This is a genomic window from Promicromonospora sp. NFX87, from assembly GCF_048564965.1.
GTDB lineage: Bacteria > Actinomycetota > Actinomycetes > Actinomycetales > Cellulomonadaceae > Promicromonospora.
Genome location: NZ_CP183413.1, coordinates 1,236,711 through 1,249,744, shown reverse-complemented (window position 1 = coordinate 1,249,744; position 13,034 = coordinate 1,236,711). Strand labels below are relative to the sequence as shown.

The following is a 13,034-nucleotide window of genomic DNA, read 5'->3' as shown; positions in this document are numbered from 1 at the left end:
CGCTCCAGCACCTTGCCATTTTATGGTTACCCATCTTATGGTCATTGCATGAGAGCGATCATCATCGGAGCGGGCATCACCGGACCCGTGACCGCCATGGCCCTGCAGAAGGCGGGCATCGACGCTTCAGTTCACGAGGCGTACCAGCGCACCGCGGACGGCGTCGGCGCCTACCTCAACCTCGCCCCGAACGGCCTGGCCGCCCTCCAGGTGCTGGGCATCGACCAGCACGACCTCGGCGGGTTCGACACGCACACCCTCACCCTGCGGTCGTCGTCCGGCAGGCCGCTGGCCCACCTCCCGATGGGCCGGGACGACGCCGAGGGCACGGTCAGCCAGACCGTCCGGCGTTCCGACCTCTACGTCCGGCTCCGCGACGAGGCCGTGCGTCGCGGCATCGCCGTCCACTACGGCAAGCGCCTCGTCGACGCCACGACGCTGCCGGACGGCGGCGTGGTGGCCTCGTTCTCCGACGGGAGCACGGCCGAGGGCGACCTGCTCATCGGCGCGGACGGCCTGCACTCCCGCGTGCGGGCGATCCTCGACCCGGCCTGCCCGCCGCCGCGCTACACCGGCCTGCTGAACACCGGCGGCTACGCCTCGGGTGTCCACGTGGACGCGCCCGAGGGCACGTTCACCATGACGTTCGGCAGGCGCGCGTTCTTCGCCTACGCGAACCGGGCGCCGGGCGACGTCTGGTGGTTCGCCAACGTCCCGCAGGCACGGGCGGCGACCGACGAGGAGCTCGCCGCATGGACCCCTGACCGCTGGCGGGCAGAGCTGACCAGCCTCTTCGCCGACGACGACGGCCCCGCGCTGGACCTGATCGCGGCGACGCCGGAGATCATCGCGCCGTGGAACACGCTCGACCTGCCGACCGTGCCCGTGTGGCACCGCGGCCCGATCGGGCTGGTCGGGGACGCGGCCCACGCCATCTCACCGACCTCGGGCCAGGGCGCCTCGCTCGCGATCGAGGACGGGGTGCTGCTCGCGCGGTTCCTGCGCGACCACGGCGACCCGGCCACGGCGTTCGCGACCTTCGAGATGTTCCGGCGGACCCGGGTGGAGAAGCTGATCGCCCAGGCGAAGCGCACGTCGAACCAGAAGATCCCCAACCCGCTGACCCGGGTGCTGCGCGACCGCGTGATCCTGCCGCTCGTGGGCCGGGCCGCGGCCCGGACCACCCGCGACTGGATCACCGACTACCGGATCGACTGGGACGCGCCGACGAACCGTGCTCCGTCGCGGGCGTGATCGCGGATCAGCGGTGGGCGACGCCGGCCATGTTCTCCAGGGCCCAGCGACCGAGCTCCTGCAGCACCGGCTGCAGTTCCTCACCGGAGGCCGTGAGCGCGTAGGCCACGGCGACGGGCGGCCCGGGATCGACGTTCCGGGTGACGAGCCCGGCATCGGCGAGCTCCGAGAGCCGGTCCGACAGCACCGCGTCACTGATGCCGGTGACGGCGCGCCGCAGGGCAACGAACGACAGCGGTCCGGAGCCGAGGACAGCCACGATCATGCCGTTCCAGCGCTTGCCGAGGATCGAGAAGGCGAGCGTGATCGCCGCATCGCACTGGTGCACCTGCGGGTCGTCCGCTGCCATCGCGCCAGTTTACCCGTGCTACCGTCTGACTAGTCGCTCTGTTTTTCTTAGCGACTCTGAAAACAAGAACGGAGCAGTCGTGACCCTTTTCCGCCTGGACGCGAGCATCCTCCCCGCCTCCTCCGCCAGCCGTTCCCTCGGCGACCTCGTCGAGGCGGAGTGGACCGCCGCCCACCCCGCGTCGACCGTGGTGCGCCGCGACCTCGCCGCCGACCCGGTGCCGACCACCGCATGGCAGAACGCAGTGCTGGGCGGGTTCACCCCGGACGAGCAGCGGACCGACGCGCAGCGCGAGGCGACCGCCCTGGCCCGCACCTTCGCCGACGAGCTCATCGACGCCGACGCCCTCCTCTTCACCGTGCCGCTGTACAACTACGGTGTCTCGCAGCACTTCAAGACGTGGTTCGACCTCGCCTACACCGAGCCGCGCATCGACCCGCAGGGCACCGCGCTGCGCGGCAAGCCCGCCACCCTGGTCACGGTGCTCGGCGGCAACTACGCCGAGGGCTCGCCCAAGGAGGGCTGGGACCACTCCACCGCGTGGCTGCGTCGCGTGCTGGAGGACGTCTGGGGCCTCGACCTGCGCATCGTGCACCGCGCGTTCACCCTCGTGGGCGTCAACCCGGCGCTGGACGCCTTCGCCGAACCCGCCGCCGAGCTCAAGCGCGACGCCGAGACCGCCGCCGTCCGCTACGGGCGCGAGCTGGCGGAGTCGCGCAACGCGAACGTGTAGGTGGGGCGAGCGGTCGCGAGATCGGTCGGTTGCTTCCGCCGTCGTCCGAGTTCGGTCGGTTGCCTTGAGATCGGTCCATCGAACGACCGATCTCAAGGCAACCGACCGAACTCACGTCAAGCCGCGTGCAGCTGACCGATCTCGCGGCAGCACCACGTGCACGGCGAGACGCAGGAGATCAGAACCCCAGCCGACGGAGCTGCTTCGGGTCGCGCTGCCAGTCCTTCGCGACCTTGACGTGCAGGTCGAGATAGATCCGCTGGCCGAGCAGCTTCTCGATGCCCTGGCGCGCCTCGGTGCCCACGGCCCGCAGCCGGGACCCGCCGCGCCCGATGATGATCGCCTTCTGGGAGTCGCGCTCCACGAACAGGTTGACCCGCACGTCGAGGAGCGGCGGCCTGCCCTTCTCGGGGTCGCCCGTCCCCTCGCGGGGAACCATCTCGTCCACGACCACCGCGAGGGAGTGCGGCAGCTCGTCGCGCACGCCCTCCAGGGCGGCCTCGCGCACGAGCTCGGCGACCATGACGGCCTCCGGCTCGTCCGTCAGCTCGCCGTCCGGGTAGAGGTCGGGCCCCTCGGGCAGGTGCGAGATGAGCACCGCCTCCAGCTCCTCGACCTGGTACCCGTCCTTCGCGGAGACGGGCACGATGTCTGCCCACTCGCGGTCCACGGTCCTGGCCAGCTGGTCCACGGAGAGGAGGTGCTGCATGAGCGTCTCGCGCGGGACGAGGTCCGCCTTGGTCACGACGGCGACGACGGGCACCCGACGGCGTCCGGTCATCAGCTCGGCGAGCTGCGCGGCGATGTAGCGGTCGCCGGGGCCGACCTTCTGGTCGGCGGGCATGCAGAACGCGATGACGTCCACCTCGGACAGCGTGTCCCGCACCAGGTCGTTGAGCCGCTCCCCCAGCAGGGTCCGCGGCCGGTGCAGGCCCGGCGTGTCCACCAGCACGAGCTGGGCGTCCGGGCGGTGCACGACGCCGCGGATCGTGTGCCGCGTGGTCTGCGGCCGAGCCGACATGATCGCGACCTTCTGCCCCACGAGCGCGTTCGTCAGGGTGGACTTGCCGGCGTTGGGGCGGCCCACCAGGCAGGCGAAGCCGCTCCGGTGCTCGGCGGTCTGATGCACTGCGGGCTGGTCGCTCACGAGGTCACTTCCTTCTGGTCACGCTTCTGATCACGGTGGTCGTGCTGATCGGGACCACCGTTGCTGTCGTCCGGCTCGGCGGCCGGCTCCGTACGATGTACGAGTATCGTCGAGATCTGCTTGCGGCGGCCCTCCACACGCTCCGCCTCCAGGTGCACGCCGCCCACCTCGACGGACGAGCCCGCGAGCGGCACCTTGCCCAGCACCTTGGCGAGCAGACCCCCGGCGGTGTCCACGTCGTCGTCGTCCAGGCGCAGGTCAAAGAGGTCGCCGAGCTCGTCCACGGGCAGCCGCGCGGGCACCCGGAACACGCCCTCGCCGAGGTCCTCGATCTCCTGGACGGGCACCGTGTCGTGCTCGTCAGTGAGTTCGCCCACTACCTCCTCGAGGAGGTCCTCGATGGTCACGAGCCCCGCCACCCCGCCGTACTCGTCCACGACGAGCGCGATGTGGCTGGCGGACGCCTGCATCTCGCGCAGCAGGTCGTCGATCGGCTTGGACTCGGGCACGAAGACCGCGTCGCGCGCGACGTCGGCGGCGGGACGCTGCGAGGGACGGCGCGCGGCGCCGTCGTCCACGGGCCAGTGCACCGCGGCCACGACGTCCTTCAGGTAGGCGACGCCGACGACGTCGTCCGCCGACTCGCCGACCACCGGCACGCGCGAGAAGCCGGAGCGCAGGAACAGCCGCAGCACCCGGTCGAGAGAGGTGTCGGCGGTGACGGTCACCATGTCGGTGCGGGGCACCATCACCTCGCGGGTGATGGTGCCGCCCAGCTCGATCACCGAGCGGATGAGCTCCCGGTCGGACTCCTCGAACGCGCTGCTCTCCGAGAGGCTCTCGCCCACCCGGTCGGCGATGTCCCGGAGCTCGGCCTCCGTGGGCGGGGACGGGTCGTAGCGCGGCACCGAGAACCTGGTGAGCCAGGCGACGGCCCGCGACACCCCGGTCAGCGGACCCACGAGCGCGAGCAGCACCGCCACCGGGTTGCGGAAGCCGAGCGCGCGCGGCGAGACCCGCACGAAGATCACGCCGATGACGACCCCGACGACCAGCGCGACGAGCATCACGGGCAGCTCGTCCGGGACGCCCTCGCCGGGCATCGTCTGCTGCACCAGCAGGGTCCCGGCCGCGATGGCGACCACCTCCGACATCACGCGCACGAGCGCGAAGGAGGCGACGATCGCCGTCGGGTCGACGACGAGCGCCTGGGCCCGCCGGATGCGCGACGCGCGGTCCGGATCGGGTGACCGCCCCAGCTCCGCCTCGGCGAGCGCCTCCGTGAGGGAGGCCCGGGTGACCCGCAGGAGCGCGGCCTCGCCGGCCGAGAGCATGCCCGCCAGCGAGAGGCCGACCAGCATGACGAGCGTGAGGAGCAGAGCGATCACGCCGGTCACCGAGTCGCGAGGAAGGTCAGGAGAAGCTTGCGCTGCAGCGCGAACATCTCCTTCTCCTCCTCCGGCTCGGCGTGGTCGTAGCCGAGCAGGTGCAGGATCCCGTGCGTCGTCAGGAGCAGAAGCTCCTCGGTGGTGGAGTGGCCGGCGGCCTTGGCCTGGGTGACCGCGACCTCCGGGCACAGGACTATGTCGCCGAGCGTCCCGGCCGGGGTGACGTCACCGTCGCGTCCGGGGCGCAGCTCGTCCATCGGGAAGGAGAGGACGTCGGTGGGGCCCGGCTCGTCCATCCACTGCACGTGCAGGTCCGTCATGACGGTGGTGTCGACGAAGATGATCGACAGCTCCGACTGCGGGTGCACCCGCATGGCGTCCAGCACGAACCGGCCGAGCGCGGCGAACTCCGCCTCGTCGACCTCGAACCCGGACTCGTTGTTGACCTCGATGCTCACCGGCGCTGCCTCTTGCTCCCCTGGTTGCCGCCCTGACGGAAGTCCTGCGGCTGACGGCCCGGACGGCGGTCGTCCGTGAGGACGTCCCACCGCGCGTACGCGTCGATGATGTCGCTGACCAGCCGGTGCCGCACGACGTCGGACGACGTGAGGCGGCAGAACTCGACGTCGTCCACACCCATGAGGATGTCCTCGACGACGCGCAGGCCGGAGGTGGTGCCGCCGGGCAGGTCGATCTGCGTGGCGTCGCCCGTGATGACCATCTTGGAGCCGAAGCCCAGGCGGGTCAGGAACATCTTCATCTGCTCGGTCGAGGTGTTCTGCGCCTCGTCGAGGACGATGAAGGAGTCGTTCAGCGACCGGCCGCGCATGTAGGCCAGCGGCGCGACCTCGATGGTGCCCGCCTCGATCAGCTTGGGCACCTGCTCGGGGTCGACCATGTCGTGCAGCGCGTCGTACAGCGGACGCAGGTACGGGTCGATCTTCTCCGACAGCGTGCCGGGCAGGAACCCGAGGCGCTCCCCCGCCTCGACGGCGGGGCGCGTGAGGATGATCCGGTTGACCTGCTTGGCCTGCAGCGCCTGGACGGCCTTGGCCATGGCGAGGTAGGTCTTGCCGGTACCGGCCGGGCCGATACCGAACGTGATGGTGTTGGTGTCGATCGCGTCCACGTACGCCTTCTGCCCGACCGTCTTGGGCCGGATGGTGCGGCCACGGCTCGACAGGATGTTGAACGTGAGGACCTCGGCCGGGCGCGACGCCGATGCCGCGCTCAGCATGGCGACGGAACGCTTCACGACCTCGGGGGTGAGCTGGGTGCCCGCCTCGACGACCTCGATCAGCTCGTCGAGCAGCTGGGCGACCAGGGCGACGTCGCCCGCCGGTCCGTTCACGGCGATCTCGTTGCCACGGGCGTGGACATCGACGCCGGGGAAGCCCTCTTCGACGGCCCGCAGCACCGAGTCCCGGCTCCCGAGGAGCGCGACCGTCGGGATGTGGGCCGGAACGACGATCTTGTGCTCGATCCGGGTCTGCGACTGTGTGCTGGGCGTAGTTGTCATGAGCCGGCCCGTGGGGCCGATCCGCTCCTTCGTGCGGTAGGGATGACTATGGTCCACATCCTATCGACCAGAAGGGTCGCTGCCACGGTCTTTCCGCTCCCGAGGAGTTGTCAGACGTACACGCCACTCGCGTGACCTGTACGTCTGACAGGTCCAGGAGGGTCTGACAAGTGGTTACGCGAAGCCGGGCAGCTCCCCGCCCGCGAGCAGGTGGGCGTGCACGTGGAAGACGGTCTGCCCGGCCTTGGGCCCGGTGTTGAAGACGAGGCGGTACTGGCCATCGGCCAGCTCGCTCGCGACGCCGTCGGCGAGCCCGATGACGCTCGCCAGGCCCGCGGGATCCGTCGCGGCGAAGGCCGGGACGTCCGGGTAGTGCTCCTTCGGGACCACGAGGACGTGCACGGGCGCCTTGGGTGCGATGTCCCGGAACGCGATCGCCGTGTCCGACGACGCCACGACGTCCGCGGGGATCTCCCCCGCCACGATCTTGCAGAAGAGGCAGTCAGGGCTGTCGGTGCTCGTCATGCTCTGCAGGCTACCGGCGAGGGTCTGGACCGACCCCCGGAGGCGGCCCCCGGGCCCCTGGCCGAGCGGGCTCGGGGGCATATTTTTCCGTACCGTTACACAGTTCGTAATGCCCGGGTGAAAGGGATGTGGGAGAGTTTGCGGCATTCGATGGAGATTGGCGCGCTGCGACACCATTTCGTCGCCATTCGTCCCGCGGGTCCCGTCGTCACCCTCACACCACACACCGCAGTAGTCACCTGGAGGTCCGCGTGGGTTGGTTCATCGCCCAATCGCTCGCATTCATCATCATCGCAGCCCTGATCGGCCTCGCGATAGGCATCTGGATCGGCTGGCTCGTCTGGGGCCGCCGGGCCAAGGGCAAGCATGCGGCGGAGAAGGCGGAGGCAGCCGCACGCACGGCCGCCGTCGCCGCCCCGGCCTCCGACGCCGAGGCGGAGTCCGCTGCCGGTTCCGAGGCGGACGCCGACGCGGAGGCCGCCGAGCCCGCTCCCGCCCTTGCCGTCGCCTCCACCGGCACCGCGGCGGAGGCCGGCGTCGAGACGCCGGAGGCCGAGCCCGCAGCCGGCAGCGGCACGGTCCTGCCGGTCGCGGACGGCGCGGCCGGATCTGACGACGAGCCCGCCACCGACGGTGCGGGCACCGACGAGGCCGAGGTCGAGGCCGCCGGGTCCGACGTCGTCGCAGAGGCCGAGGCCGTCGCGCGCAAGGCCGCCGAGGCGGAGGCCGCGGCCCAGGCCGCCGTCGTCGCCCCCGCCGACGAGGCTGCCGACTCCCCCGCCGAGGAGGCCGCGGCTGCCCCCGAGCCCGACGACCTGCAGCGTATCGAGGGCATCGGCCCGAAGATCGCGTCCGCGCTGGTCGCCGCCGGCTACCCGACATACGCGTCGATCGCCGCGTCGAACGAGGAAGAGCTGCGCGCGGCCGTCGCGGGCCAGGGCATCAAGTTCGCGCCCGCTGCCGCCAGCTGGGCCGACCAGGCCCAGTACCTGGTGGACAGCGACACGAAGGGCCTCGACGAGTACCAGGACTACCTGGTCGGCGGCCAGGAGCGGCGCGCCAAGTTCAGCGAGAAGGTCGACTACGCGGACGTCGACGAGATCGCCGACGCCGACGAGAAGGCCGCCGCCATCGCGCAGGACGAGGCGGAGGCTGCCGCCGTCGCCGCCGCTGAGCCGGAGCCCGAGCCCGAGCCGCAGCCCGAGCCGCAGGATCTGCAGCGTATCGAGGGCATCGGCCCGAAGATCGAGGCCGCGCTCAAGACGGCCGGGTACACGACGTACGCCAAGGTCGCCGGCGCGTCCGAGGCGGAGCTGCGCGAGGCGCTGACCACGGCGGGCATCAAGTTCGCCCCCGCCGCCACGAGCTGGGCGGACCAGGCCCAGTACCTGGTGGACGGCGACGAGGACGGCCTGCGCGAGTACCAGGACTACCTCGTCGGCGGCCAGGAACGGCGCGCCAAGTTCAGCGAGAACGTCGACTACGCCGACGTCGACGAGATCGCCGACGCCGACGCCAAGGCCGAGGCGATCGCCGAGGACGAGGCGGAGGCCGCCGCCGCCACGGCCGAGGTCACCGAGCCGGAGCCGGAGCCCGAGCCCGAGGCCGAGCCGCAGGATCTGCAGCGCATCGAGGGCATCGGCCCGAAGATCGAGGCCGCGCTCAAGGCCGCCGGGTACACGACGTACGCCAAGGTCGCGGCGGCGTCCGAGGCAGAGCTGCGCGAGGCGACCGCCACGGGCGGCATCAAGTTCGCGCCCGCCGCCGCGAACTGGGCGAACCAGGCGCAGTACCTCGCGGACGGCGACGAGGACGGCCTCCAGGAGTTCCAGGACTACCTGGTCGGCGGGCAGGACCGCGCGGCGAAGTTCAAGAAGGACGTCGACTACACCGACGTCGACGAGATCGTTGACGCCGACGCCAAGGCCGAGGCCATCGCCGAGGACGAGGCAGAGGCGGCGGCAGTCGGCGACGACACCGGGTCGGACACCGAGTCAGACACCGAGTCGGCGGGCTCCGGGGCGAAGGCATGAACCTGAGGTCGGTCCTGCCCCCGGTCATCGTCGCGGTCCTCGGCCTGGGCGCGCTCTCGAGCGTCCAGGACACGGGGTTCCGCGAGGGGATCGAGGCCGACCTGACCGAGCGTGCGCAGAGCGCGCTCGCCGCTGCCGACCTCGACGGTGTGGACGTCGAGGTCACCGGCCGGGACGCCGACGTGACAGCGGCGACCGACATCGACGCGCTCCTGGCCACCGAGGTGGTCAGTGACGTGGAGGGCGTCCGTACCGCGGCGGCGTTCGGGCCGAACGGCCCGGTGTCGGGCGACATCGGGCCCGCCCAGGCCTTCTTGACCGAGAGCGACCCCGAGCCCACGCCCTCCGAGGACACGACGGACGACGACGCCGAGGCGACGCCCTCGCCCGAGGCGACCGACCCGCCGTCCGACGGCGCATCGGCCGAGCCGGAGAAGGACGAGCCGGAGAAGGACGAGCCCGAGGACGACGAGCCGAAGCGCAAGCCGACGAGCAAGGAGCGCGAGGAGGCCCAGGAGGACCTCGTCGAGATCCCGAACATCACGTTCGTCACGGACAGCGCGAAGCTGACCAAGAACGGCCGGGCGGTGGTGCGCGAGGCCGCGGAGGTGCTCGCGGAGCACCCCGAGGTCGAGGTCCGCATCGAGGGGCACACGGACTCTCGCGGGACCTGGGCGGCCAACAAGGAGCTCAGCGAGCGTCGCGCCGACGAGGTGCTGGACCGGCTGGTGGACCTCGGCATCGACGAGGACCGGCTGACCGCGAAGGGCTACGGCGAGTCGGACCCGCTGGTCGTGCCGAAGTCCTTCGCCGACCTGGAGACGAACCGCCGCGTGGAGTTCATCGTCCAGAACTGACGAGCACCGCGAAGTAGAGCGCCTGTCCGGACACACGCTCTATCTCGGCGCCTCAGAACGCGCGAGGTAGAGCGTGGGTTCGGACAGGCGCTCTACTTCGCCGGGTGGGGTGGGGTTACGCCCAGCGGTTCAGGCGGGTGCTCAGGAGGGCTATCGCCACCGGGCCCGCCGTGGACGTGCGAAGGACGTGCGGGCCCAGGCGCGCGGTGACGGCGCCCGCCTCGATCAGCAGGGCGACCTCGGCCTCCGAGATCCCGCCCTCGGGGCCGACGACGAGGAGCACCTCGCCGGCGGAGGGCAGCGCGAGCGTCGCCAGCCCCGCCTTCGCCTCCTCGTGCAGCACGGCCACGGTCCCGCCCGCCGCGACGACGTCGCGCGTCCGCGCCGCGAGCTGCTTGGTGCTCAGCGGAAGCTCGACGTCGGGGATGCGGCAGCGGCGGGCCTGCTTCGTCGCGGCCCGCACGGTGCTCACCCAGCGTGCGCGCGACTTCGCGGCCCGGTCCCCGCGCCAGACGACGACCGACCGCTCGGCCTGCCACGGGATGATCGCGTCCACGCCGACCTCGGTCGCGGCCTCGATGGCCATCTCGTCGCGGTCACCCTTCGCGAGGGCCTGGACGAGCGTCACGACGACGGCGGGCGCCGGCTCGACGTCCACCTCCTCGACCCGGAGGTGCACCTCGGCGCCGGCCACCGACTCGACGACGGTCCGCAGGCGCACGCCCGCGCCGTCGACGACGTCGATCCGCTCCCCGGGGCCGCGCCGCTGGACGACGCCGGCGTGCCGGCCTTCCGCGCCGTCGAGCACGTAGACCGAGCCCGCGGCGTACTCGGAGAGCGGATGGGCGGTGGACGCCTCCGCGAGAAAGACTGGCGCGCTCATGGGTGGGCGGTCAGCGCCCGCTGAGCTTGTCGCGCAGCCGCGAGAACACGCCGCCGTGCACGGACGCGAGGCGCGACTCGGGCCGCTCCTCGCCGCGCAGGACCGCGAGCTGCTGCAGGAGCGCCGTCTGCTCCTCGTCCAGGGCCGTCGGCACCTGGACCTCGATGTGCACGTTGAGGTCGCCGCGCCCGGGCGAGTGCAGGTGCCCCACGCCGAGGCCCTTGAGGGTCATGACCTGGCCGGGCTGCGTGCCCGGGCGCAGGTCGATCTCCTGGAGCCCGTCCAGGGTGTCGAGCTCGAGGACGGTGCCGAGCGCGGCCGCCGTCATCGGCACCTGGAGGGTGCAGTGCAGCTCGTCGCCGCGCCGCACGAACGTGTCGTGCGCACGCTCGCGGATCTCGACGTACAGGTCTCCGGCGGGCCCGCCACCGGGGCCTACCTCGCCCTGCGCGGAGAGCTTGATGCGCGTACCGGTGTCGACGCCGGCAGGGACGTTCACGGAGACGGTGCGGCGCGAGCGCACGCGGCCCTCGCCGGCGCAGTCGGTGCAGGGCTCGGGGATGACCGTGCCGAAGCCGCCGCAGGCGGAGCAGGGCTGGTTGGTCATGACCTGGCCGAGGAACGAGCGCGCCACCCGCTGCACGGAACCGCGGCCGTGGCAGACGTCGCAGGTACGCGCCGAGGTGCCGGGCCGCGCGCCGTCGCCGGCACAGGTGTTGCACACCACAGCCGTGTCGACCTGGATCTCGCGCTTGGCGCCGAACACAGCCTCGGCGAGCTCGAGGTCGAGCCGCACGAGCGCGTCGTTGCCGCGCCGGGCGCGCGGGACCGGCCCGGCGGGCTGCCCGCCGCCGAAGAAGGTCTCGAAGATGTCCTGGAAACCGAACCCGGCACCGAACCCACCACCGGCGCCGCCACCCGGCGCGGTCGGGTCCACGCCCATGTCGTACTGCTGGCGCTTGTCCGGGTTGGACAGCACCTCGTAGGCGCGCGCGACGTCCTTGAACCGGTCCTCGCCCACGTTGCCCGCCACGTCGGGGTGCAGCTCACGGGCCAGCTTGCGGTAGGCCTTCTTGATCTGCTCGGGCGAGGCGTCGCGCGGAACACCGAGAATCTCGTAGTAGTCGGTCACAGGTCTCTCTTTGTGAGGAGGTTTGTGGAAAAGGGGATGTCAGCTGGGCAGCACACGCGACAGGTAGCGCGCGACGGCGCGCACCGCGGCGATGGTGCCCGGGTAGTCCATACGGGTGGGGCCGATCGAGCTCAGGATCGCGACGGAGTCGCCGTCGGACGAGCCGTAGCCGGACGTGACGACCGAGGTCTCGGACAGGCCCGCCAGCCGGTTCTCGTGGCCGATGCTCACGGCAACCCCCGCGTCGTCGGTCATGTCGGTGAGGAGGCCGAGCAGGACCACCTGCTCCTCGAGGGCCTCGAGCACGGGACGCAGGCCCTGCTCGAACCGCATGCTGGAGCGCGCCAGGTTGGCCTGGCCCGTCAGTACTATGCGCTCCTCGCTCTCCTCCGCGAGCGCGGCGGTCACCACCTCGGCCACGGCCGTACCCAGCGCGCGGTGCTCGTCGGGCATCGCCTCGGTGACCCGGGCGAAGGCGGTGCCGATCTCGGTGAGCCGGTGGCCGGCGGCCGCGGCGTTGAAGCGCGCGCGCAGCTCGCCGAGCGTCGCGTCGTCCATCCCGGGGGGCACGTCGAGGTACCGCTGCTCGACCCGTCCCGTGTCCGTGATGACGACGACGAGGAGCCGCCCCTCGGCGGAGGGCACGAGCTCCAGGTGCCGCAGCCCGGAACGACGCAGCGACGGGTACTGCACGACGGCGACCTGGCCGGTCAGCTGGGCGATGAGGCGTCCGGCGCGGGCCACCACGTCGTCCAGGTCGACCGCCTCGGACAGGAACGTCTCGATGGCGCGCTTCTGGGGCACGGTCAGCGGCCGCACCTCCGCGAGCTGGTCCACGAACAGCCGGTAGCCCTTGTCCGTGGGGATGCGGCCGGCCGAGGTGTGGGGCTGGGCGATGAGCCCGGCCTCTTCCAGGGCGGCCATGTCGTTGCGCACGGTCGCCGGGGAGACACCGAGCTTGTGCCGCTCGGTGAGTATGCGGGAGCCCACGGGCTCCCGTGTCCGGACATAGTCCTCCACGATCGCTCGCAAGACATCGAGCCTGCGTTCTTCGCTCACCGCGCTCACCTCCGTCCCAGGTAGAACGTCCGGGACCTGCACCCGGGTTCCGGCCGGCGCTCCAGCACTCTCGCCAGCCGAGTGCCAATCCTACGCGGCACACGCCACAGGCCAAGTCCCCGACCCGCCACCCGTCCCCACAAGCCGGGCCCGAA

At 71.7% G+C, this 13,034-nt stretch carries 13 protein-coding genes; 4 read left to right on the top strand and 9 right to left on the bottom strand.

Annotation, left to right across the window (positions count from 1 at the left end; all coding sequences use genetic code 11):
• The first annotated feature begins 48 nt into the window (after positions 1 to 48).
• Entirely contained in the window at positions 49 to 1,254 is a 1,206-nt protein-coding gene (locus ACNYC2_RS05535; RefSeq protein WP_419706061.1) for an FAD-dependent oxidoreductase, read from the top strand.
• A 7-nt stretch (positions 1,255 to 1,261) separates the two neighbouring features.
• Here the strand turns inward: ACNYC2_RS05535 and ACNYC2_RS05530 are convergent, their stop codons facing one another.
• Positions 1,262 to 1,603, bottom strand: a complete 342-nt coding sequence (locus tag ACNYC2_RS05530; RefSeq protein WP_419706060.1) for a winged helix-turn-helix transcriptional regulator — start codon at positions 1,601 to 1,603, stop codon at positions 1,262 to 1,264.
• A 79-nt stretch (positions 1,604 to 1,682) separates the two neighbouring features.
• Here ACNYC2_RS05530 and ACNYC2_RS05525 point away from each other — a divergent pair, with 79 nt between their 5' ends.
• Positions 1,683 to 2,336 carry an FMN-dependent NADH-azoreductase gene (locus ACNYC2_RS05525; RefSeq protein ID WP_419706059.1) on the top strand — a complete coding sequence of 218 codons (654 nt, stop codon included), beginning with the start codon at positions 1,683 to 1,685 and terminating at the stop codon, positions 2,334 to 2,336.
• Positions 2,337 to 2,514: 178 nt separating this feature from the next.
• Here ACNYC2_RS05525 and era read toward each other — a convergent pair whose 3' ends face one another.
• From era to ACNYC2_RS05500, 5 genes are all read right to left on the bottom strand, one after another.
• Positions 2,515 to 3,483 (bottom strand): GTPase Era, encoded by a 969-nt coding sequence (gene era / locus ACNYC2_RS05520; protein ID WP_419706058.1) that lies wholly within the window; start codon positions 3,481 to 3,483, stop codon positions 2,515 to 2,517.
• Entirely contained in the window at positions 3,480 to 4,871 is a 1,392-nt protein-coding gene (locus ACNYC2_RS05515; RefSeq protein ID WP_419706057.1) for a hemolysin family protein, read from the bottom strand. Before ACNYC2_RS05515 ends, era begins: the two co-directional genes overlap by 4 nt.
• Before the next feature lie 5 nt (positions 4,872 to 4,876).
• Positions 4,877 to 5,329, bottom strand: a complete 453-nt coding sequence (ybeY, locus tag ACNYC2_RS05510; RefSeq protein ID WP_116676321.1) for an rRNA maturation RNase YbeY — start codon at positions 5,327 to 5,329, stop codon at positions 4,877 to 4,879.
• A complete protein-coding gene (locus ACNYC2_RS05505; RefSeq protein ID WP_419706056.1) occupies positions 5,326 to 6,390 on the bottom strand; it encodes a PhoH family protein in 1,065 nt (354 codons plus the stop codon). Before ACNYC2_RS05505 ends, ybeY begins: the two co-directional genes overlap by 4 nt.
• A gap of 174 nt (positions 6,391 to 6,564) precedes the next feature.
• Positions 6,565 to 6,915: a histidine triad nucleotide-binding protein gene (locus tag ACNYC2_RS05500; RefSeq protein WP_116676323.1), complete on the bottom strand. Its 351-nt coding sequence runs from the start codon at positions 6,913 to 6,915 to the stop codon at positions 6,565 to 6,567.
• A 251-nt stretch (positions 6,916 to 7,166) separates the two neighbouring features.
• On the opposite strand from ACNYC2_RS05500, the gene ACNYC2_RS05495 reads away from it, so the two are divergent.
• Complete coding sequence (locus ACNYC2_RS05495; RefSeq protein ID WP_419706055.1) at positions 7,167 to 8,948, top strand: helix-hairpin-helix domain-containing protein; 1,782 nt, start codon at positions 7,167 to 7,169, stop codon at positions 8,946 to 8,948.
• Positions 8,945 to 9,805, top strand: coding sequence for an OmpA family protein (locus ACNYC2_RS05490; protein ID WP_419706054.1), 861 nt, complete (start codon positions 8,945 to 8,947; stop codon positions 9,803 to 9,805). The genes ACNYC2_RS05495 and ACNYC2_RS05490 overlap by 4 nt, the downstream gene beginning before the upstream one ends.
• A 115-nt stretch (positions 9,806 to 9,920) precedes the next feature.
• On the opposite strand, the gene ACNYC2_RS05485 is transcribed toward ACNYC2_RS05490, so the two are convergent.
• From ACNYC2_RS05485 to hrcA, 3 genes are read right to left on the bottom strand one after another with little or no spacing between them, the layout of a single operon-like run.
• Complete coding sequence (locus ACNYC2_RS05485; protein WP_419706053.1) at positions 9,921 to 10,688, bottom strand: 16S rRNA (uracil(1498)-N(3))-methyltransferase; 768 nt, start codon at positions 10,686 to 10,688, stop codon at positions 9,921 to 9,923.
• A gap of 10 nt (positions 10,689 to 10,698) precedes the next feature.
• Positions 10,699 to 11,820 (bottom strand): molecular chaperone DnaJ, encoded by a 1,122-nt coding sequence (gene dnaJ / locus ACNYC2_RS05480; RefSeq protein WP_419706052.1) that lies wholly within the window; start codon positions 11,818 to 11,820, stop codon positions 10,699 to 10,701.
• A gap of 39 nt (positions 11,821 to 11,859) precedes the next feature.
• Positions 11,860 to 12,879: a heat-inducible transcriptional repressor HrcA gene (gene hrcA / locus ACNYC2_RS05475; RefSeq protein WP_419706051.1), complete on the bottom strand. Its 1,020-nt coding sequence runs from the start codon at positions 12,877 to 12,879 to the stop codon at positions 11,860 to 11,862.
• Positions 12,880 to 13,034 lie beyond the last annotated feature (155 nt).